Genomic DNA, 19,884 nt, shown 5'->3' with positions numbered 1-19,884 from the left:
CATGCCAAGCGACCAGTTAGTTTATCTGCTGACCACCAGGCCCCAGGAGCCGATGTTGATAGGCAAACGCCACTAGCTGAATTCGGTTTTGCAGATCAAGCTTTGTCAGCACGGCGCGCAGATGTGATTTAACGGTGGCCTCTGAAACAAAGAGGCTCTGCGCAATCTCTGTATTGGAGAGAGCTTTGGCCGCGAGCAGGAAGACCTCGCATTCACGACTGGAGAGTTGCCGCAAAACCGACGTGTCCGGTGCGGCAGCTGGCAAGGTGCGGGCCGCGTGCTGAAACAACTCGTGTACGGTGCTGGGTGCAATCACCGCGTAGCCAGAATGCACCGTGCGAATCGCAGAGAGCAAGAATTCCGGTTCTGCGCTCTTCAACAAAAATCCACTGGCCCCGGCCTGAACCGCGTCGAGCACGGCCTGATCCCGATTAAAGGTGGTCAGCGCGATAATTCGCGGTTTTTGCGCCCCGCTGAGTTTGGCCTGATACATGATTCGTTGGGTGGCACTCACCCCATCCAGGCGAGGCATCCGCAAATCCATCAACACCACATCGGGCTGGTAATCCAATACCCGGGCGATTGCTTCGAGGCCGTCGGCCGCTTCACCAACCGTTTCCATATCCGGTTGGCTGGAGATCACCTTGCTAATCCCGACTCGGAAGAGCTCTTGATCGTCGACCAGCATGACTCGGATCACCGAATCCAGTTCGGTCGTCATGCTGCTCCCCCGGCGTTAGTCAGCAGCGACTCTGCTTGTTGCTTAGCGCGATAGGGAATGAACGCGGTGAGCAGAAACAAGCCTTCGGACTCGTCCCGTTGGCTGGATAGCCAACCACCTGCGAGCCGGGCGCGTTCTTGCATCCCCGGTATACCGCGGCCCCCGCTACCGTTCTCTACCGGAATCGAGGCGGAAAGTTCGGAAGAAATTTGAAGTACTAGACCCGGTTCTTTCCAATCGAAATGCACCAAGATCTCACCATCGACCGCTCCATGTTTTAGGGCATTCGCGGTACCCTCTTGCACTATCCGATACACCGCGACCTGCTGACTCGCGGCGAGTTCTTCAGGCATACCCGAGTCCCGTCGGCGTAATCTGATGTTTCCGTTCGCCGTTTGATCCAACAAGTCTGAAAGTTCTCGGAGTCCTGGTTGCGGTGCCTGTGAGGTCTCTCCGGTCGCTCCTGCTATGACCAGCTGAGCGTCTATTAGTGCTCGACGCGCAGAATCGGCAATGCTCTCCAATGCGGCGCCCACCTCGGTGGGCTGTTCCGGATTAGCGTATCGAGTGCCATCAGCTTGCGCAGCAATAACCGCTAGAGAATGTGCCAGAACATCGTGCAGATCGCGTGAGATTCGCCCCCGCTCCTGTTGGATGACGAGCTCAGTCTCGGCGTTTTGTAAGGCTTTTTGAGTGATTACCTGGGTACGAGAAAGCGCCAGTCGACTCTCATAAAGACCGAGTAATAAGCCAATGGCTGCGGCAAGCCCAGAGACTACTATCAGAGTCAAAACACGGCTAATAAAAGCATTATTTGCGTCGGTCGGGTAGGGATAATCATGCCCGCGAATTGCGGAAAGATATGCTCCGGCAGCAATGAAAAGGACGTTGGCTGCAATGGCGATCCAACGAAGCCGCTCCCTGGCAGTCCAGATAATGAAACCCAGAGCAATGGAAATACCGAAGTAGACAGCCCAGTTCGTCTCTTCCGGGGAGGGCAGGATATGGACTCCCTGAGCCAGCAATAATAAAGCGGTCAAGGCCAGCGAGACTCCAGGTAAGACAACTGCAATCCCGATGGAGGCGGTGATCAGCGCTAAGGGCCAGGCCGCAGACCAGTTGAGAAACGCTCCGCCAAAACGTCCTGCCTCAGCAATACACCAGGCCGCTGAGAACCAAACCGCAACGAGTAATGGCAGCCAGGTTTTACCAAAGTTCAAGAAGCGAGTCATGCTCCCAAGGCTAAGCTGTGTTCTCGCTTCAGAGCGCATGATTCAGAGATTTTCAGCCCGGTAGCCAAGAGATTCAACCACCGGGTTGACCGCTCAGAAATGCGAAGAACTACCCGAACCGGAAAAACTACCGCCGCTACTGCCGTAGCCGGTGCTGCTGGAACTGCTGGAGGTCCTACTGGTCTCCACTGCGCTCTGGCCGGCGCTAATGCCACTCTGGAAACTCATGATTGAGATTAACGGGATATTCGGGTAGCTGGTATCCACAATGCTGCCAGGATAGCGATGGCTCTGCCTGTTCCGATTTTCCTCTTCCTGGAGTTTTTGTCTCATGAGTTCGGCTTCTCGATCACTCTTGGTATTCGCCGCGATCACCGCATCCGCATGGTTACTCAGTAAGCTAGCCAACAAAGTGCGGGAGTCCTTGAGTGAATCGAGAGCTTGGTCGGGCGTCACCGATCCGTCGGCCAAGCCCGCGCCGCTGTGTTCAAGCATTTCCTTGCTCTGAGTCACCTGGGCGGTCAGCGCAGCGGCGGTCTCCTCGGAGCCAGCGGTCCGGGAGTTCGCCAGCATGCCCTTGACGCTATCCAGTTCCTCACTAAAGTCACGAACCTGTGATTCCCAAGCAGTCCGCCAGTTCGAGGAAAGATTGAGCAGCGAATTTGCGTCAGCAATGGCATCGTCAAGGCCATCCAGTTCCTGACTGGCATTGGCGAAATCGGTGGCCGCTGACACCGCCGGTTTCTTTGAGCGTTGTTTCTTGCTCATCGACTCAAGCCGGTCCTTAGCCTCGGTGAGTTCGCGATACTTAGCGGAGAAAGTCTGCCAGCGTTCCAATAGCTTTGAACCATATTTGGAGGAGGCTGGGATGGTGCTGGCATCGAGCTCAGTCACTTCCAGGTTCAAGCTCACCGAGGTATAGGCCGTCGTCCCCAGCGCTAACTGATCGGCGAATTTTTGCCGATTATTGGCCCGGTAAAGCTGCCAGCCGCCGAAACTCAGCAGCCCGCCGCCGCCGATGATGCCGGAAGCCCAATAAAGACCCGGTGAGCGGTACCAGGGCCGGCCAATCAGCTCGGCCGCCGATTTCACGCCCTGCACTACGCCATCCGTCCATTGCGCTTCACGCAGCATTTTTTTGGTGGATTCCTGGATGTTCTTCTGATCATCAAGGGATAACTTGCGGTCTTCGCCGAAATAGGTACCGACCTGTCGACCGATTGGATCAAGCACGAAGATGTAGAGACCGTTCGCCCATTTTTGACCGTCGCCACTTATCCATTCGGGATGCTTGGTGCGCGCGAACTTGAGTAGCTCCTCGTTCAAATTATCCGAGTACTTGCCATTCCGGGTGTAGATCACCACCTGAGTGGGCAGGTAGAAATCTATTTTCTGCAGCTCGGCGAGGAGCTGCGGTTGATAGAGCACACCAGCGGTATCCTCCACCACGATTTTGCTTGGTGCCTCGGCGAAGGCCGCAGGTGCGCTGAGCATGCCAGCAAAAAACAACGCCGCCACAAAAGACAGCAATCTCTTCACGGTTCTCATACCGGTCCCCTCCGAGTGCCCGCTCAGCCGAGGGCACGCGGATGGGCAGCCGCATAAACCTCGCGCAGAGTATCTACAGTCACTAGGGTATACACCTGGGTCGTGGTCACCGAAGCATGACCTAGCAGTTCTTGGACCACCCGGACATCGGCGCCGCCCTCTAAAAGATGAGTCGCAAAGGAATGCCGCAGTGTGTGCGGCGAGACATCCTTGGTGATTTCGGCTTTTTCGGCGGCCACTTTCAAGATCGTCCAGGCACTTTGTCGACTCAGCCTACCGCCACGGGCGTTGAGAAACAGGGCGGGCGTCGCCTTACCTTTTGAGGAAAGCAGTGGACGACCACGCACCAGGTAGGCGTCCACGGCCCGCGCCGCATACGAACCGAGCGGCACTACCCGCTCCTTGGAACCTTTACCGAAAAGCCGAACCACCGCGCCCTCCGGATCCTCCGCCGAGGCCCCGAGCACATCGTCCACGTCCAGGCCGATGGCTTCAGAGATTCTGGCGCCGGTGGAGTACAAAAATTCTAGTAGCGCGCGGTCTCGCAAGCCGGTGGCGGTGTCATCACCCGCAGCTTCCAAAATGCTGCTCACCTCGGCCACGCTAATCGCTTTCGGCAAGCGGCGACCCGGCATTGGAGGATGCACATCACTCGCCGGATCGGAGGGGCTGATGCCTTCCAGCGCCCAAAATTTATGCAAACCACGGACCGCGACAATGGTACGAGCGGCCGACCGGACGCCAAGCACGCTCAGCCCGTCGGTGCCGGTGGCAATTGCCTGCGCAAAGGCGGTGACATGTTTGGCCGTCACCTCAGCTGGCGCACCGAGGCCTTGGCCCACCAGGAAGTTCAGGTAGCGCTGCAAATCTCGGCGATAAGCCGACATGGTATTGGCAGCAAGGCCACGCTCCACAGCTAGATGCTGCAGATAATCGCGCAGCGCACGGCGCAATGGCCCGGGCAGCTCCGGTACCGTTTGCTCCGGAACCGCTGCCGTCATGAAGTCTTCTGAGAGCCGGAATCGCCGCTAACCGCTGAGGCTGGGAAGCAGCTGGGATGTTCTGGCCAGGGAGCATCGGCCGGACGAAGCTGTTCGAAGCCCTGGCGCTGCACAGCGGCAGCCGCCAACACCCCGCTAATCGCGCTAAAAGAATGCAAGTCGCCACTGAGCGCGGCTGTGACGGCTTCGGTCAGCGGGACCCAGCGTAAGGTAATTTCTGCTTCCTCGGCGGTGCGCTGATGACGCTCGGCTTCAGGAACCGCGGAGATGCCACGTGCCAGGTAGATCCGGACCGCTTCGGCCGATGATCCAGCCGAATTGTTCACATCCAGCAAAACCTTCCAGTCGCTGGCGACCAGATCCGCCTCCTCGGCTAGTTCGCGGGCGGCCGCGATGTGGAAGTCCTCACCCTCAATATCGAGCAGTCCGGCCGGGATCTCCCATTGCGAAGCCCGTACCGGGTGCCGATACTGGCGTAGCAGCAGCACATTGTGTTCCTCGTCAAGCACCACCACGGCAACTGCGCCGGGGTGATCGATGTACTCACGGGTCAGCTGCTCGCTGCCCGGCGAGAGTTCAAAGGTGTCCCGCAGCACGTCCCAAATCCGGCCGTGAAAAGCCGTCTCACGGCTGACCACCTTGCGGAAATCAGGCTCATCCTTGACGCTCATCAGCTGGTCCGCTCAGACTTCCAGCAGCCGGGTTTCGCTCTGCCGCACCAAGGCCGCCTTGACCAGGCCGATAAAGAGCGCATTGGGTCGGGTGGGACGTGAAGAGAGTTCGGGGTGTGCCTGGGTCGCAACATAGTAAGGATGCACCTCACGCGGCAATTCGACGTATTCCACCAGTTTGCCGTCCGGAGAAGTCCCGGAGAAGACCAAGCCAGCCTCGGCGAGCTGGGGTCGGTATTTATTATTGACTTCGTAGCGGTGCCGATGCCGTTCGCTCGCAGTATTGGCGCCATAAGTCTCAGCGACCACGGACCCCTCCAGCAACTTAGCCTCGTAGAGTCCTAGCCGCATGGTGCCACCTAGGTCGCCTTTGCCATCAACAATCTCAAGCTGTTCTTCCATGGTGGCGATCACGTGATGCGGCGCGTCCGGTTCGAACTCTGAGGAAGAAGCGCCTTCCAGTCCGAGCACATTGCGGGAGTATTCAATCACCATGCACTGCAAACCTAGGCACAAGCCAAGCGCGGGCAGCTGGTTCTCCCGAGCAAATCTCAAGGCACCGAGCTTGCCTTCCAAGCCGCGAATCCCAAAGCCACCAGGCACGCAGATAGCGTCAACCCCGTCGAGCGCTTTGGCGGCGCCTTCGGGAGTGGAGCACAAATCGGAAGGCACCCAACGGATCGCGACCTTGGCGCTATTGGCGAAGCCGCCAGCACGCAGTGCCTCGGTGACCGAAAGATAAGCATCGGGCAGATCAATGTACTTGCCGACTAGGGCCACCTCAACCTCGTGGGAGGGGTTGTGCACAGCGTCGAGCAATTTATCCCAGGTGCTCCAGTCCACATCGGTGAAGGGCAAGTCAAGGGCCCGCACAATATAGGCGTCAAGGCCTTGGCTGTGCAGCGTCTTGGGGATGTCGTAAATGCTTGGTGCATCGGCGGCATTGATCACCGCATCAGTATCCACATCGCACATCCGGCCGATTTTGGCTCGCATCGCGTCCGGCACTTCGCGATCCGAGCGAATCACGATGGCATCCGGTTGAATACCGATGGAACGCAGCGCCGCCACCGAGTGCTGAGTGGGCTTGGTCTTCAGCTCCTGAGAAGGACCGATATACGGCACCAACGAGACATGCAGGAAGAAAACATTGGCACGACCGATGTCCTGACGAACTTGGCGGGCGGCCTCCAGGAAGGGCTGCGATTCAATATCTCCGACCGTGCCACCGATCTCGGTGATAATAATGTCCGGAGCCTTACTTGGATGCTCAGTGGCGGGCAACCGCATCCGGCGCTTGATCTCGTCGGTGATATGCGGGATGACCTGGACGGTATCACCCAAGTACTCACCGCGACGCTCTTTAGCGATCACCGTGGAGTACACCTGACCAGTGGTGACATTGGCCGAGCCTTCGAGGTTTTCATCGAGGAACCGCTCATAGTGCCCAATGTCCAGATCGGTCTCCGCACCGTCATCGGTGACAAAAACCTCGCCATGCTGGAAAGGGTTCATGGTGCCGGGATCGACATTGAGATAAGGGTCGAGTTTCTGCATGGTCACTGACAGACCACGAGCTCGCAGGAGATGTCCCAGGCTGGAGGCGGTCAGGCCTTTGCCGAGGGAAGAAGCCACGCCTCCAGTGACGAAAATATGGCGGGTAAGAGCCGCCGAAGAGTTGCTGGAGGGACTTGAGAACCGGGAGAATGATCGCTGCACCACGGAATTCAAGCCTATCATCGATTTACGACTTGACTAGACTGACACGCATGGAGCAACCCCGTTTTAGCTCGAGCGCATTGGCCGATATGCCACGTCCTGACTACGCCGACGTGATTATGGTGCCGGTTTCATCGAATTCGGCCGCGAGCAAGGTCACAGATCCGGAAGTCTGGGCACGCACCATGTTTTCGGCGCAGACGATGCCTCGTTGGGTGGTAACGCTCATGAGCTTACGACAAATGCTGGTCGGACTGATCGGAATCAAACGCGCACCGCGCACTGTCTTCGATCGGATCAAGGTGTACGGCGAAGAAGCGTTGATCATAGCCGACGACTCACATCTGAACTTTCGTTGCGGTGTCGCCTTCGACGCGGAACGCTTGTTATTGCGGACCACTACGGCAGTGGCTTTTCAGAACTGGCGAGGTAGGTTGTACTTCTTGCCGGTACGAGTATTCCATCCGCTCGTGGTGCACGCCATGATGGTCCGCACCGTCCGTGAACTTTCGCGGCTGAGCTGAGCCGTCCTATCTCAGCTGCCGAACTGGGACCCGATTAACCTCGTGCCTCGTCCAGCAGTTCCTGGGCGTGCGCTTGAGCATTCGCCGAATCTTCTTGGCCGGCCAGCATCCGGGCCAGCTCGCGGACTCGCTCGGCATCACCCAGCGCCCGCACATCGGAAGAAGTGAAGCCACCTTCCGATGTTTTGAGCACCCTGATGTGATTATCGGCGAAAGCTGCTACCTGAGGCAGATGAGTCACTACCAGGACTTGGACGTGCTTCGCCAGCATGGCCAATCTACGACCGATTTCCACTGCTGCCTTACCGCCGACGCCAGCGTCGACCTCATCGAAGACGAAGGTCGGCACCGGATCCACGGCGGCCAATACCACTTCGATCGCGAGCATCACCCTGGAGAGCTCGCCACCGGATGCCCCCTTACCGACCGGCCTGGCCGGGGAACCGGGGTGTGGTTGCAGGAGGAAGGCAATTTCATCGGCACCCTGTGGGCCGCGCGCGGCATCGGTCACCTCGATCTGCAATTTCGCCTCAGCCATTGCCAGGGCAGCCAATTCCTTGGTCACCCGGGTCGATAACTCAACCGCAGCACTTCGACGTTGCTGAGTCAGTTCATTGCTCAGCACGCTCAACTCGGCATCTGCCGCCTCAACCTCGGCCTGCAGCTCCTCGATTCGACTCGAATCATCCTGCAATTCATCCAGCCGGGCCCGTGAAGCAGCCGCCCACTGCAACACTTCATCGATACTCGGCGCGTACTTCCGGGTCAGGGCCCCGAGTTCACCCCGACGGTCCTCAATGGCTGCCAACCGCCCTGGAGCGTCGGCATCCAAAGTCGAGAGATAACTAGACAGTTCAGCAGCCGCATCAGCGATCAGATACCCCAACTCGGCTACCCGGGCCGCTACCGCCGCCAGACTTTCATCGTGTTCGGCAACCTGCTCCAGAGCGCGCTTCGCGGAGTCCACCAAGCTACTGGCATCGACGTCGTCGCCGTATTCACTGGCGATCAATGCTTCTTGCGCTTGCCCGGCCGCCAAGCGGAGCGACTCAACATTCGATAATTTAATCGCCTCGACCTTGAGATCTTCGTCTTCATTAGGCTGCGGGTCAACCTGATCGATCTCCGCGAGCGCCGTGCTGAGCTCGGCGGCTTGCGCTGCCCGTTCTCGGCCCTGGCTGCGCAAATGCTCGAGTTCCTGCTGCGCTTGGCGCCAACGCTGGTAACGGTTTTGGTACTCTTCCAGGGCTACCGCGAATTTCGGTCCGGCAAAGGAGTCCAATGCCTCGCGCTGCGCAGCCGCGCTCTTCAATCTGATCTGATCGGACTGACCATGCACCACTACTAATTGCTGACCGATTTCGGCGAGCACCGCGATCGGAGCCGTTCGGCCCCCTACTATCGCCCGGCTACGGCCATCAGCCGCAACCGTACGAGTGAGCAGGAGTTCAGCGCCCCCTTGGAAGCTTTCGATTTCACCTCCTGCGTCCGCAACCTGTTGCAGCACCGAATGTTCATTGGAGAGCTGCACAGTTGCTTCAGCGGCAGCGGCCTTTGCGCTCAGACGCACTGCACCAGCGTCGGAACGGGCACCCAACAGCAGACCGACAGCGGTTACCACCATGGTTTTACCCGCCCCGGTCTCACCGGTGACCACGTTAAAGCCGGGTTCCAAAGGCAGCGTCGCCTCGGCTATCACGCCGAGATCCCTGATTCGGATTTCTTCAATCACTGAGTGGCCTCCCCCTCTGAGCCCAGATCACCACTCGTTTCCGATCGTGCTGACATCTCTGTCGTCTCGGCTGCTTGCGCACCAGGGTTAAACGGCATCCGCCGCTTCGCCCGGACCACCGGAATCGGCTTGGTACCGGCCCGCTCAGCTTCGGGCACTGGTCCCCGCCAGCCCTGGATGGGCAATTGGAATTTGCGTACCAGGCGCGCCGAGAACGGCACATCAGAGGTGCGTGCCAGCCGAACTGGAATGTTTGAACGAGTCACTTCGATGCGCGACCCCGGCGGCAGCGGCCAGGAGCGCCTGCCGTCACACCACATCACCCCGTGCGCACCATTGCGCTCCAGGACTTCAACGGCAAGCCGAGACTGCGGCGAAACCACCAAAGGTTTAGCAAACAGCGCGTGGGCACTGATCGGCACCATTAACATGGCATCGACGCCCGGCCAGACAACCGGCCCGCCCGCCGAAAAGGCGTAAGCAGTGGAACCGGTCGGCGTTGCCATCACGACGCCGTCACAGCCGAAAGCACTGAGCGGCCTGCCGTCGACCTCGGTGACCACCTCCAGCATCCGCTCTCGGTCACTTTTTTCCACCGAAACCTCATTGAGAGCCCAAGTATGCGCTGCCTTTTCACCGGCCACCCAGAGCGTGACATCAATCGTCATCCGCTCTTCCACGGTGTAGGTTTTCTTCACCACCCAGTCAACTGTCTGAGCTAGATCGGCACGCTCACTCTCGGCTAAGAAACCAACATGTCCCAGGTTGACACCGAGCAGCGGCACGTCGAGACCGTGCACTAATTCGGCCGCTCGCAAGATGGTACCGTCCCCGCCGAGCACCATCACTAGCTCCAACTGGGCAAGCTCCACGCCCTGTCCCAAGGTCTGAGCCGGTACCTGTAGCGGGCCGAAGTGGGTCAGGATGTCGGTGATGTCCTCAGCGGTCATCACCGCGCGCAGTCCGGCTGCCTGCAATTGTTCACAGACCTGCAGGGCGGCGATCATCGAATCTTCCCTGCCGGTATGGGCAAGGATCAGCACTCGACGTTCAAGACTCATTCCGTTCCTTCCGCTTGCTTCGGCGATCCTTCAGCAGGCCAATGTTGCGCTAAGAACTGCTGCACTCCGAGCTTAGACTGCTGCGGCATTATTCGGCTCAGCCAAAGAAAGTACTCAACGTTCCCATCCTGGCCGGGAAGCGGACTAGTTGCCAAGCCACGCAGCGCGAGCCCAGCGGCAACCGCCGACTCGGCCACCCCGCTAACCGCTCGACGACGCTCCGCCGCCGCGGAAACCACCCCGGTCTTAGCCAACCGTTCTTTGCCGACTTCGAACTGTGGCTTGACCATCAGCAACAAATCACCGCCCGGAGCGGTTGCTGCTGCCAAGGCATCAATCACCAGTTTCAGTGAGATGAATGACAGATCGGCTACCGTCAGCTCAGCTTGGCTGCCGAGCTGGGATACCTGAAGATCCCGCACATTGAGGCCCTCGAAAACCTTCACCCGAGGATCATCCCGAAGTTCCGGGACCAGTTGCTGATGTCCCACGTCAACCGCGAAGACGCTGGCAGCTCCTGCCTCTAAAAGTACCTGGGTGAAGCCGCCGGTAGATGCACCGGCGTCGAGACAAGTTTTGCCCGGCACTGTCACCTCGGGGAAGCAGCTCAGTGCCCCAAGCAGTTTGTAGGCTGCCCTAGAGACGTACCGATTCGATAGGCTCGCAGTGACTTCAACGTGCTGCTCTGCCGCGATCTGCTGGGATGCTTTGCTGGCTTTCACGGCGCCGATTTGTACAGCACCCTCGGCGATCAACTTGGCGGCTTGGGTCCGGGACCGGGCCAAGCCGCGGCTGACTAGCTCCTGATCAAGTCGTGGCATTACCCGGGCCGGACTCGAGTTCGGCAAGCAATTCATCGTGCAACCGCTGATAGCTGGCGGGATGCTCGTCAATTGGCGTTTCAGGCAATTCGTCAAGACCGCCGAGCACCTGATCCACTGCTGAGTCCCCGGTCGCGGTGACCGCCTCAGGCCAATTCGCCGGTTCTGAATTGAGCAAGGAACTCTGGCCACTCGGTGCCTTGAATTCTTCGGTATCAGCCATGCTGCCAGTTTAGCCTTGGCGCGGTGGTTTGCTCGGTCTCGGGATGCTCGAACCACCAAGCAGCGCAAGCCGCTCGCCAACCGTCCAGATCACCTTCCGGCGCGGAGATGGTGATTCTATCGTCAGCGACGCTCGCCTCCGCAGCGCGGCAGCGCCAGCCAGTTCCGTCCCGATCAACCAAGGGATAAACCCGGCCTAGTTCAGCCAGTTCGCCAAGCAGGAAATTAGGCCGCTCAGCGCTCACCGCGGTCAAGGCATGCCAGGCAGAATCGATGCCGGTCAGCACCAGCGCGGTTGCCATCTGTGCCCGGTTGCCGCCCAGAATATCGGTGTCTAAGCGATCCCCCACCACCAAGGGCCGTTGTGCACCGAGCCGCTCCGCAGCCAGCCGGAACATGGTGGGCTGCGGCTTGCCTGCCACCGACGGCCGGGTGCCGGTGGCGTTGCTCACCGCGTCGACCAGAGAACCATTGCCGGGGGCAACGCCGCGGGACTGTGGGATGGTGAGATCAGTGTTGGTGGCCACCCAGAGCGCACCGGCGTTAATGGCGTAGGCTGCCTCGGCCAAGTCGGCCCAGCCCAGATTGGGGTCAAAACCTTGAATCACCGCATCCGGCTGTTCCTCGGCGCTACCAACCAGTTGCAGCCCGTGGCTTTCCACTTCAGCCGCCAGAGCTTGGCTCCCGGTGACTAGAACTTTAGCGCCGCGGGGCACTTTTTCGGCAAGCAGCGCAGCACCGGCCTGGGCCGAGCCGAACACCTCTGCAGCGTTGGCTGGCGCACCTAGTTGCCGCAGATGCTCGGCCACCTGCTCAGCTGTCCGGGAAGCGTTATTGGTGATGTACCCGAGCGCTAGCCCATCTTGTCGCAGCCGTTGCAGGGTCTCAACTGCACCCGGAATCGCCTCCGGCCCGGCGTAAATCACGCCGTCCAGATCGCTGAGCAGCGCGTCAAAGCCGCTAATCAGGCTCTGGGTCACTGTTCAGGTGCCGCCGAGTCGGTTTCTCCGTCTCCGTCTCCATCCTCATCGAGATCAATGATCTCGGGCTCCTCATCACCGCTCAAGGCATGATCGGCAAGTGCTGCCTGACGCCGCCAAGAACTGGCTTCCTCGGCACGCCCGACGGCTTCAAGGGCATCCGCATAAGCACGGAAGAGTCGCGGCGAGTAGGAGAACGCTCGGTTCTTATCCAGTTGAGGGATCTCCAAGGCAGCCAAAGCGGCGTCCTGCTGACCTAAATCGGCCCGGGCCCCGGAGACCACCATGGCAAGTTCCACTTGACCGGCCACATCCAGCTCGGCGACCTCCTCGCCACGGGCAATATCAAGTGCCCGATCCGGACGCCCCAGGCCACGTTCGCTATCCGCCATCAGCGGCAGATGCACATTGGAGCCGGAGATCCGCCGGAAGGTGCGGAATTCTCGTAGCGCCTCACCGTAGTGACCCGCAGCGTAAGCGGTCAGTCCGACGGCCTCGCGGACCGCGGCCAACCTGCCGCCACGTCGGCTGGCGGCGAGCGCGTGCTGGAAAGCGAGCTCTGGATCGTCGTCAATCAGTCGGCCTGCCATCACCAGATGCTTGGCCACCCACTCACCATTGCGAGTTTCCAAGGTGCGCAGCTGCGCCCTGGTGACCTTGTCTAGCTCCGCACCGGTAACGCCCTCTTCGATATCTGGCGAGCGCTCCCGCTCGGGACGATTGGCGCTGCGCAAGTCACGCGGATTGTGCACCTTCGCTGGGGCCTCGGACCGGTCCCTTTGCTCTGCGCGAGGATTGTGCTCCGATCCGCGATCATTGGCCGAGGCGAACCGCCGGTAGCCATTCGCATCGCGGTCCTTGTCGCGGTCCTTATTGAACCGCCGTTCACTGCCCCGGCCGGTTTTGTCGCCACGGTCGCCACGATGTGAGTGGTCTTGACGATCAGGCCGGTCTTGACGGTCTTGACGGTCTTTCCACGGGGCCCGGCGTTCGCCATTGAAAGGTCGATCCGAGCGGGCGTTGCGAGCAAAACGATCACCGTCGGGCCGTTCAGCGCGGTCGCTCTCGCTCGATCTTCCGCCCCGAGACTCCCACCGCTGGCCGGAGGATCGGTCCTGGCGCGAAGCGTCCGAGCGTCGATCTGAACGTCGATCTGAACTTGGTCGATCAGATCGGTCGCCCCCTTCAAATCGCGATGAATCATTACCGTAGCGTCGGTTAGTGGATTGCCCGTCTTTGGAATACTGATCGCGGCGCTGGCCATCACGAGATTGGCTGCCTCGGGCTTGACCATCACGGGCTTGGCCACCTCGGGCTTGACCTTCGCGCGGTTGTTCGCTTCTCGACCAGCCATCCCGGTTCCGCTCGCTGCCGGAGCGTTCGGATCTAGCACCGCCACGGTACTCACCATCGCGGGGGGCACGTCGCGGCGCATCGGAACGGGAATCTTTGCGGGGCGCAGCATTGCTTGATCGGGCAGGACTGCCATCTCCGTGCCGTCCACGGGAACCGCCCTCACGAGATCCACGGCTCCGGTCGTTGCTACCGTATTCAGCCATTAGTACTCCTCACCCGTGAGCAGCTCCAAGCACCGCTCTCCCCTATTGATCATTGTTTAGAGCTATATTCTAGTCGACTCAGCAGTACTGCACATCTGGCAGCGCCTCGCCGAAAAGTAAAGCTTCCGCTCTGCTTCAGCCCACCCCGCCCATGAATCGCGCATAGCGGCCAAGGATGAGCGGCCATTCTGAATACTTTTGGTATTGCGCCGCGCCGCGGGCACCAGTCGCCCAACCGTCATGAATCAGCCGGACCAAGGTGCCCTTTTCGGCGGCTTCGAAACTCACCGAAAGTCGGGTTGGGGTTGCTGGGTCGTCGCCCAGGTAAAACTCTAGGCGAAGAGCTGCGGCTGGTTGCCAGTCCCGCACCGTTGCCCACAGGTATTGCCTGCCGTCAAGCGCCTCCTCGACCAACGATTGTCCTTCAAAACCGAGATGCGATTCCGCTCCGAACGCGCTGTACTCGGCCAGCGGCCACCAGAGATGAATCAGCTCGGTAAAGCCTTCAAAAGCCTGTTCCTGATCCGCTGGAACCCTCACCTCGGCTTCCCTCGCGCCCAGATTCGGCGGCGAGCTGCTTTGCTGCGGCGCGCGGTCTGAGAACAATTCATCCATAAGCTCAAGCCTATCCCCGTTCCATCCGACCCCTTCTCCTCGCCGACTTCGGAGATCTGCACGGTATAGCGATCTGAGAACGTGCAGATCTCCGAACTCGGTGGGGGTTAGCGACTGAGGTCGTAGAGCGTGACGCTACCCACTGTGGTCGCCTGATAATTCTGCGCCACCCAGTTATTGATTTCGCTGGCGTCGTTGCTCCCGGAAGAACTAGCACCGGCAATGCTGCCGCCAATGAAATAGTGAATCTCCCCGGCCGCGACCAAGAGCTTGAACTGCTCAAGAGTTGGTGCCGGGTCGGTGCCATTGAAACCGCCCACTGCCATCACCGGTAACTCGCTGGCGAGTTGGTAGCCAGCAGCATTGTTCGAGCCAACCACGGCGGCCGCCCAGGTATAGCTTGAAGCGTCGGCCTTCAGCAGGGCCAGCAGCTCGGTGCTCGGCGTGCTGGAGTTGAGCAGCCCACCCATACCGCCCATACCAGCGCCACCGCCGCCAGCGGGGCTGCGCCCGTTCGATAACGGCTGACCGCCACCGAAACTCCCGGCTGGGCCGCCCGCTGAGGGGCCGGCGGTGACGATGGCCCCGCTGTGTCCGGAGCCCACTGTGGCCAAGCTGAAGGAGGCTGGGCCGAGTAGCGCGGCGACGATCGCCGTGACAAGCACTGCCTTACGCCACAGCTCGGGCAGGAAGGCATTGAGAATTAGCCCCACTCCGGCCAGCACAGTCAGTAGCAGCACTAGCCACTTCAGCCAGGGCAGAAATCCAGAAACCCGGCTGAGCAGGATCCAGCTCCAGATTCCGGTGGCGAACGACGTCGTCGCCAAGAGGATTGCGCTGAGCGGTTGTTCCCGCCGCTGCCAGAACAAAGCACCACCCAGTCCGATCAGCGCAGCAATCGCGGGTGCCAGCGCCACCGAATAGTATTCGTGAATGATGCCCGCCATCAGGCTGAATGTCAGCCCAGTGACCAGCAACCAGCCGCCCCAGATAACGAATGATGCCTTCCATCCTCGCCAGGAGGCACTGGCTTCGCGCTGCCAGTGATAGCCGAACTTTCCAACATCAGTTTCTGCGGGCCGCTCCGCAGCCGGTCGCGGGGAACCGAGCAATGCGCTCAAACCCTCAGCTCTGCTCCGCCACAGCATCACCACGCTACTGAGCAGCAAAATCAAGGCGGCGGGAAGCAGCCAGGATATCTGGCCACCGAAACTGGAGCTAAAAAGTCGACCAAGCCCGGTTTGCCCCCAACCGTTACCGCCGCCGACGCTGCCAACCTGGTTACCGTCGATCCGCCCCAAACCGTTGTAGCCAAAGGTCAGTTCAAGAATCGAGTTGCTTTGTGAGCCCCCAATATAAGGCCTCATACTCGCCGGGGTGAGTTCTACCAAAGCCACCCACCAGCCTGCAGCAAGCACCGCGGCGGCAGCCATGCTGAGCAGCTGCACAGCACGTTTCAGCCAGGAAACCGGGGCATAGAGCAGGTAAGCCAGGCCAAGGCCAGGCACCACCAACAGGACTTGCAATTGCTTGGTCAAAAAACCGAATCCGATCAGCAAACCGGTCAGGATTGCCCATTTCCAGGCGCCCGATTGCACCGCACGCACCGTGGTGTAAGCGGCCAGCGTGATCAGCAAAACCAGCAAAGCGTCCGGGTTGTTGTAACGGAACATCAACACCGCTGCCGGGGTGAGCGCCAATACCGCTCCGGCGAGCAGCCCCGCACCACGGCTACTGACGCGCTTGACCGCAAGATAGAGCACACCAACGGAAGCCACCCCCATGAGGACTTCTGGTACCAGAATGCTCCACGAATTCAGGCCGAAAAGCTTCACCGAAAGCGCCATAAACCACAACGAAGCCGGCGGCTTGTCGACGGTGATGGCGTTAGCGGCATCGGATGAACCGAAAATAAACGCTTCAAAGTTCGCCGAACCAGCCTGAGCCGCAGCCGAATAGAAAGCATTAGCCCAGCCAGAAGCACTGAGGTTCCATAGATAGAGCACTGCGGTTGCCAGCAGCAACACGACGATACCGCTGCGCTGACGCCAGCTTTCCCGGGGGTTCCTCTCGGCTGCGGCAGATGCTCGAGGGCCGTTACCGCGATCCCCCTTACCGTGCTCAGGTTTGCCCGGCGGCGATTGTTGTTCGGCAGAACTCCTGGTGGCTCTTCGACTCGTCGAACTGCCTAGGCTTAGCGGAGTCTCTGTTGCTGTCATATCGTTTTCCCGTTCACTTGCTCAGCGCATAGACGGTGCTGTTTCCCACCGTGCTTGAACTGAAGTTTTCGGCCACCCAACTGGCAATCGCCGAGTTCCCGCCGCCTGGACCGCCACCAAAACCACCCTGGCCGCCCACAATGAAGTAGCTGACCTCACCGTTGGCCACCATGGTCTTAAATTGTTCCAAGCTGGGGTAAGGGTCCCCGCCGTTCCAGCCGCCTAGGGCGATTACTGAAGTACCAGAGGCCAATTCGAGCTCGGCAGCACTGGACGCCCCAGAGGTGATAGCTGACCACTTAGTATCGGTCTTCGCCAATAACTGGCTTAGTGCAGTGGAGGAGCTAGTTGCCATGCCGCCACCAAAACCACCCATCCCCGAAGAACTGGGACCTGAGGTGGGGATTGAGCCGGTGTGCCCTTGGGCTGCTGTGGCCACAGTCCAGGCGGCACCGCCGAGCCCTACCGCAAAAACGGAGACGATAATGAGGGCCGAGGCACCGAACTTCAGCCCGGCAATTCGCCACCGATCCGCACCCAGCAGTACCCCAACGGCGGCGAGCACACCGAAGAAAATGATCAGATACTTCAGCCAGGGCAACCAGTTCGCGTCCCGGCTCAGCAGCACCACCGACCAGATCGCCGATGCAGCGATCAACAGTGCCAGCACGATTCGCACCGAAAGCATCGCCCTGCCCCGCCATAATTCGGCCGCCCCGATGCCCAGTAGTGCTGCAATCGCAGGGGCCAGCGCCACCGCATAGTAGGGATGAATGGTGCCGCTCATAAAACTGAAGGTGGCCGCGGTGACCAGCAGCCAGCCGCCCCACAGCAACAGTGAAGCCCGTACCGCATCGGTTCGGGCAGCCCGTCTGCTGAACCAAAAACCAGCGATCAAGGCGATCAACGCAGCCGGCAGGTACCAGGAGATCTCGCCGCCAAAGGCTGTGCTGAACATTCTGAACAGTCCAGTGGCACCGCCAAAGCCGGTGTTTTGGCCACCCATCCCACCACCTCCGCCGCCGTTCCCCTGGCCGCCGAAGATCCGCCCGAGGCCGTTGTAGCCTAGCGTGAGCTCCCAAAAACTATTGTTCTCGGAACCGGCCATATAGGGTCGCACGCTAGTTGGGGTGAGCTGGAAGACCAGTAAGTAGCTGCCGGCAACCGCCACGACGCCGCCAATCGCGACGAGCAAGTGCGCGATTCGTCGGCCCAGGCTGGTGTTAGCCGCCCATAAATATGCCAAGCCTAAGGCCGGAACGGTGAGGAAGCCCTGCAGCATCTTGGTCAGGAAGGCCAGACCAATCAAAGCACCGGCCAATGCCATCCACTGCCAACGGGGTTTAGCAATAGAACGCAGCACAGCATATCCAGCGGCGACCAAACACAGCGTCAGCATGGCATCGGGGTTATTGAACCGGAACATCAGAGCGGCCACCGGGGTCGCGGCGAGCGCCCCACCAGCGATCAGCCCTGCTGCAGGCCCGGACACCCGTTTAACCGCGGCATAGAGCAGGGCTACCGCGGCAACCCCCATTAAGGCTTGCGGTAGCAGCACCGTGAAAGAAGAGAACCCGAAGACTCGCCCCAGCAAAGCGGGCAACCAGAGCGAGGCGGGTGGCTTATCCACCGTAATGGCGTTACCGGCGTCCAGCGAGCCAAACAGCAACGCCGTCCAACTTTTAGTGCCCGCCTGCACGGCGGCCGCATAGAAACTGTTCCCGTAGCCGGAACTGGTCAAATTCCACAGGTACAGCAGCGCAGTCGCCAGGAATAGCCCAGCTGCTGAGGGGCGGACCCAAAGCGGTCGTTTGGCAGCGCTCCTGCCGCGTTTCAGGACGGCCTCAGCAGCGGCTGGCTGCGGCTGAACATCTAATGGTTTCGATGTTTGTGGGTTAATCGCTGTTGTTGACATCTCAGGCTTCTTTCGCGGTCGTGGAGGTTTCTTGGCTGGGCCGCTCGCGGAACACCCAGAGCCGGAAGAGCAGGAATTTCACCAAGGTGGCAAGCAGATTGGCCAATACCACGGCGAAGATCTCGATCAGCAGCGAAGGCTGAGAAAGCTGATGAACTGCCCATAACGAACCGGCGCTAAGTGCCCAGCCAATGCCGAAAACCAGCAAGCCATGAAACTGATGGCGCACCGCCCCCGAGCCACGGTGTCCGAAGGTAAAGCTCCGGTTGACCGCAGTATTGACCACCGCTGAGAGCAGTAGTGCGAACGCATTGGAAAGCTGAGCATCCATCGCCAGCCTGAAGAGCAGGAAAAGTACCAGGTAGAGACCAGTGGAAGCAACGCCGACAATACCGAACCTGACCAGCTGGCCGAAGAGGCCGCGCTTCGCCGCGACCGAGTCAGCCTCCGGGAGAGGCGCGCGGGCCACCGCCGCGCGCAATTGCTGTACCGGAATGCGCCCATTCACCAGTTCTCTGCTGATCCGAGCCATGCCCCGCAGATCAGCCCAAGCGGTGGCCGCTATATCCACTTTGGACAGCGGGTCATCGGTCCAATCAACCGGCACTTCGTAGACCCGTAGACCACAACGTTCCGCTAATACCAGTAGCTCGGTGTCGAAGAACCAAGCCGGATCGCTGGTGTGCGGTAATAACAGGTGGGCCACGTCTGCACGAATGGCCTTGAACCCGCACTGCGCATCGGAAAAACCGGTTTGCAAGAAGCCTCTCAGCATTAAGTTGTAGCACCGTGAAATGATCTCTCGCTTCGGGCCGCGAACCACCCGCGAACCCCGGGAAAGTCTGCTACCGATAGACAGGTCGGAATGCCCCGAAATCAGCGGCGCCACCAAGGGAGCTAAGGCGTTGAGGTCGGTGGAAAGATCAACATCCATATAGGCAAGGACCGGGGAGAGCGATGCCTCCCAGACTGTTCGCAATGCATTGCCACGCCCCTTCTCAGCCAGATGAACAACTCTCACCTGCGCATTTTCCCGGGCTAATTGCTCGGCGATCTCCAAGGTGTCGTCCGTGCTGGCATTATCGGCAATGGTGATCATGAAACTATAGGGGAAGTGCTCGGTCAAATGACCGTATAGACGCTGCACACAGGCAGCTAAATCGAGCTCTTCGTTAAAGACCGGAATAGTGATGTCAAGAACCGCTATCTGGGGTTCTTGCTGGATCGGCTGATGAAACGCCGGAGAAGTGGATTGCTGCTCCACTTGCGCTCGCTGCGGTGAAGTTGTGATGGTCATACTTCACTGTCGAGCCGAGCTGTTAGCCCAGCTTAGATCGAGGCTTT

The 19,884-nt window shown here is 59.8% G+C and carries 18 protein-coding genes; 1 reads left to right on the top strand and 17 read right to left on the bottom strand.

Annotated features, from left to right (window positions below; genetic code table 11):
- Positions 1-16: 16 nt before the first annotated feature.
- The 6 genes from UM93_RS02310 to UM93_RS02285 form a co-directional block, all read right to left on the bottom strand.
- Positions 17-721, bottom strand: a complete 705-nt coding sequence (locus UM93_RS02310) for a response regulator (protein ID WP_045073416.1) — start codon at positions 719-721, stop codon at positions 17-19.
- Positions 718-1,953 (bottom strand): sensor histidine kinase, encoded by a 1,236-nt coding sequence (locus tag UM93_RS02305; RefSeq protein WP_052663538.1) that lies wholly within the window; start codon positions 1,951-1,953, stop codon positions 718-720. Before UM93_RS02305 ends, UM93_RS02310 begins: the two co-directional genes overlap by 4 nt.
- 93 nt (positions 1,954-2,046) lie before the next feature.
- Positions 2,047-3,501, bottom strand: coding sequence for a DUF5129 domain-containing protein (locus tag UM93_RS02300; protein ID WP_045073414.1), 1,455 nt, complete (start codon positions 3,499-3,501; stop codon positions 2,047-2,049).
- 23 nt (positions 3,502-3,524) lie between these two features.
- Entirely contained in the window at positions 3,525-4,502 is a 978-nt protein-coding gene (gene xerD / locus UM93_RS02295) for a site-specific tyrosine recombinase XerD (RefSeq protein WP_045073412.1), read from the bottom strand.
- A complete protein-coding gene (locus UM93_RS02290; protein ID WP_045073411.1) occupies positions 4,499-5,173 on the bottom strand; it encodes an NUDIX domain-containing protein in 675 nt (224 codons plus the stop codon). The genes xerD and UM93_RS02290 overlap by 4 nt, the downstream gene beginning before the upstream one ends.
- A gap of 12 nt (positions 5,174-5,185) precedes the next feature.
- The gene (locus UM93_RS02285; RefSeq protein ID WP_045073410.1) at positions 5,186-6,913 is read right to left on the bottom strand and encodes a CTP synthase; all 1,728 of its coding nucleotides are present in this window, start codon (positions 6,911-6,913) and stop codon (positions 5,186-5,188) included.
- Positions 6,914-6,942: 29 nt separating this feature from the next.
- On the opposite strand from UM93_RS02285, the gene UM93_RS02280 reads away from it, so the two are divergent.
- Positions 6,943-7,416, top strand: coding sequence for a DUF2867 domain-containing protein (locus tag UM93_RS02280; RefSeq protein ID WP_045073409.1), 474 nt, complete (start codon positions 6,943-6,945; stop codon positions 7,414-7,416).
- 34 nt (positions 7,417-7,450) lie between these two features.
- Here the strand turns inward: UM93_RS02280 and recN are convergent, their stop codons facing one another.
- From recN to UM93_RS02230, 11 genes are all read right to left on the bottom strand, one after another.
- Positions 7,451-9,148 (bottom strand): DNA repair protein RecN, encoded by a 1,698-nt coding sequence (recN, locus tag UM93_RS02275; protein ID WP_045073407.1) that lies wholly within the window; start codon positions 9,146-9,148, stop codon positions 7,451-7,453.
- On the bottom strand, positions 9,145-10,209 hold the full coding sequence (locus UM93_RS02270) for an NAD kinase (protein WP_045073405.1): 1,065 nt from the start codon (positions 10,207-10,209) through the stop codon (positions 9,145-9,147). Before UM93_RS02270 ends, recN begins: the two co-directional genes overlap by 4 nt.
- Positions 10,206-11,030, bottom strand: a complete 825-nt coding sequence (locus tag UM93_RS02265) for a TlyA family RNA methyltransferase (protein WP_082056983.1) — start codon at positions 11,028-11,030, stop codon at positions 10,206-10,208. Before UM93_RS02265 ends, UM93_RS02270 begins: the two co-directional genes overlap by 4 nt.
- Complete coding sequence (locus UM93_RS02260) at positions 11,017-11,253, bottom strand: hypothetical protein (RefSeq protein WP_052663536.1); 237 nt, start codon at positions 11,251-11,253, stop codon at positions 11,017-11,019. Before UM93_RS02260 ends, UM93_RS02265 begins: the two co-directional genes overlap by 14 nt.
- Positions 11,246-12,232: an HAD-IIA family hydrolase gene (locus tag UM93_RS02255; protein ID WP_045073404.1), complete on the bottom strand. Its 987-nt coding sequence runs from the start codon at positions 12,230-12,232 to the stop codon at positions 11,246-11,248. Before UM93_RS02255 ends, UM93_RS02260 begins: the two co-directional genes overlap by 8 nt.
- The gene (locus tag UM93_RS16980) at positions 12,229-12,984 is read right to left on the bottom strand and encodes a tetratricopeptide repeat protein (protein WP_234399360.1); all 756 of its coding nucleotides are present in this window, start codon (positions 12,982-12,984) and stop codon (positions 12,229-12,231) included. Before UM93_RS16980 ends, UM93_RS02255 begins: the two co-directional genes overlap by 4 nt.
- Complete coding sequence (locus UM93_RS16975; protein WP_157874073.1) at positions 12,894-13,736, bottom strand: hypothetical protein; 843 nt, start codon at positions 13,734-13,736, stop codon at positions 12,894-12,896. The genes UM93_RS16980 and UM93_RS16975 overlap by 91 nt, the downstream gene beginning before the upstream one ends.
- Before the next feature lie 190 nt (positions 13,737-13,926).
- On the bottom strand, positions 13,927-14,406 hold the full coding sequence (locus tag UM93_RS02245; RefSeq protein ID WP_045073401.1) for an SRPBCC family protein: 480 nt from the start codon (positions 14,404-14,406) through the stop codon (positions 13,927-13,929).
- Positions 14,407-14,513: 107 nt separating this feature from the next.
- Positions 14,514-16,625 carry an ArnT family glycosyltransferase gene (locus tag UM93_RS02240; RefSeq protein ID WP_082056982.1) on the bottom strand — a complete coding sequence of 704 codons (2,112 nt, stop codon included), beginning with the start codon at positions 16,623-16,625 and terminating at the stop codon, positions 14,514-14,516.
- Positions 16,626-16,638: 13 nt separating this feature from the next.
- Positions 16,639-18,540, bottom strand: coding sequence for a glycosyltransferase family 39 protein (locus UM93_RS02235; RefSeq protein ID WP_045073399.1), 1,902 nt, complete (start codon positions 18,538-18,540; stop codon positions 16,639-16,641).
- Between the two features lies 1 nt (position 18,541).
- Positions 18,542-19,837 (bottom strand): bifunctional glycosyltransferase family 2/GtrA family protein, encoded by a 1,296-nt coding sequence (locus UM93_RS02230; RefSeq protein WP_082056981.1) that lies wholly within the window; start codon positions 19,835-19,837, stop codon positions 18,542-18,544.
- Between the last annotated feature and the right edge of the window lie 47 nt (positions 19,838-19,884).

It is taken from the genome of Psychromicrobium lacuslunae (assembly GCF_000950575.1).
GTDB classification, from domain to species: Bacteria; Actinomycetota; Actinomycetes; order Actinomycetales; family Micrococcaceae; genus Renibacterium; species Renibacterium lacuslunae.
The sequence above is the reverse complement of the archived record's forward strand: the minus strand, read 5'-3'. Positions and strand labels throughout refer to the sequence as shown.

What these genes read in the sequence shown, in the direction of transcription:
- UM93_RS02310 (WP_045073416.1), bottom strand. Translation starts at nt 721, where the DNA reads ATGACGACCGAACTGGATTCGGTGATCCGAGTCATGCTGGTCGACGAT.
- UM93_RS02305 (WP_052663538.1), bottom strand. Translation starts at nt 1,953, where the DNA reads ATGACTCGCTTCTTGAACTTTGGTAAAACCTGGCTGCCATTACTCGTT.
- UM93_RS02300 (WP_045073414.1), bottom strand. Translation starts at nt 3,501, where the DNA reads ATGAGAACCGTGAAGAGATTGCTGTCTTTTGTGGCGGCGTTGTTTTTT.
- xerD (WP_045073412.1), bottom strand. Translation starts at nt 4,502, where the DNA reads ATGACGGCAGCGGTTCCGGAGCAAACGGTACCGGAGCTGCCCGGGCCA.
- UM93_RS02290 (WP_045073411.1), bottom strand. Translation starts at nt 5,173, where the DNA reads ATGAGCGTCAAGGATGAGCCTGATTTCCGCAAGGTGGTCAGCCGTGAG.
- UM93_RS02285 (WP_045073410.1), bottom strand. Translation starts at nt 6,913, where the DNA reads ATGATAGGCTTGAATTCCGTGGTGCAGCGATCATTCTCCCGGTTCTCA.
- UM93_RS02280 (WP_045073409.1), top strand. Translation starts at nt 6,943, where the DNA reads ATGGAGCAACCCCGTTTTAGCTCGAGCGCATTGGCCGATATGCCACGT.
- UM93_RS02270 (WP_045073405.1), bottom strand. Translation starts at nt 10,209, where the DNA reads ATGAGTCTTGAACGTCGAGTGCTGATCCTTGCCCATACCGGCAGGGAA.
- UM93_RS02265 (WP_082056983.1), bottom strand. Translation starts at nt 11,030, where the DNA reads ATGCCACGACTTGATCAGGAGCTAGTCAGCCGCGGCTTGGCCCGGTCC.
- UM93_RS02260 (WP_052663536.1), bottom strand. Translation starts at nt 11,253, where the DNA reads ATGGCTGATACCGAAGAATTCAAGGCACCGAGTGGCCAGAGTTCCTTG.
- UM93_RS02245 (WP_045073401.1), bottom strand. Translation starts at nt 14,406, where the DNA reads ATGGATGAATTGTTCTCAGACCGCGCGCCGCAGCAAAGCAGCTCGCCG.
- UM93_RS02240 (WP_082056982.1), bottom strand. Translation starts at nt 16,625, where the DNA reads ATGACAGCAACAGAGACTCCGCTAAGCCTAGGCAGTTCGACGAGTCGA.
- UM93_RS02235 (WP_045073399.1), bottom strand. Translation starts at nt 18,540, where the DNA reads ATGTCAACAACAGCGATTAACCCACAAACATCGAAACCATTAGATGTT.
- UM93_RS02230 (WP_082056981.1), bottom strand. Translation starts at nt 19,837, where the DNA reads ATGACCATCACAACTTCACCGCAGCGAGCGCAAGTGGAGCAGCAATCC.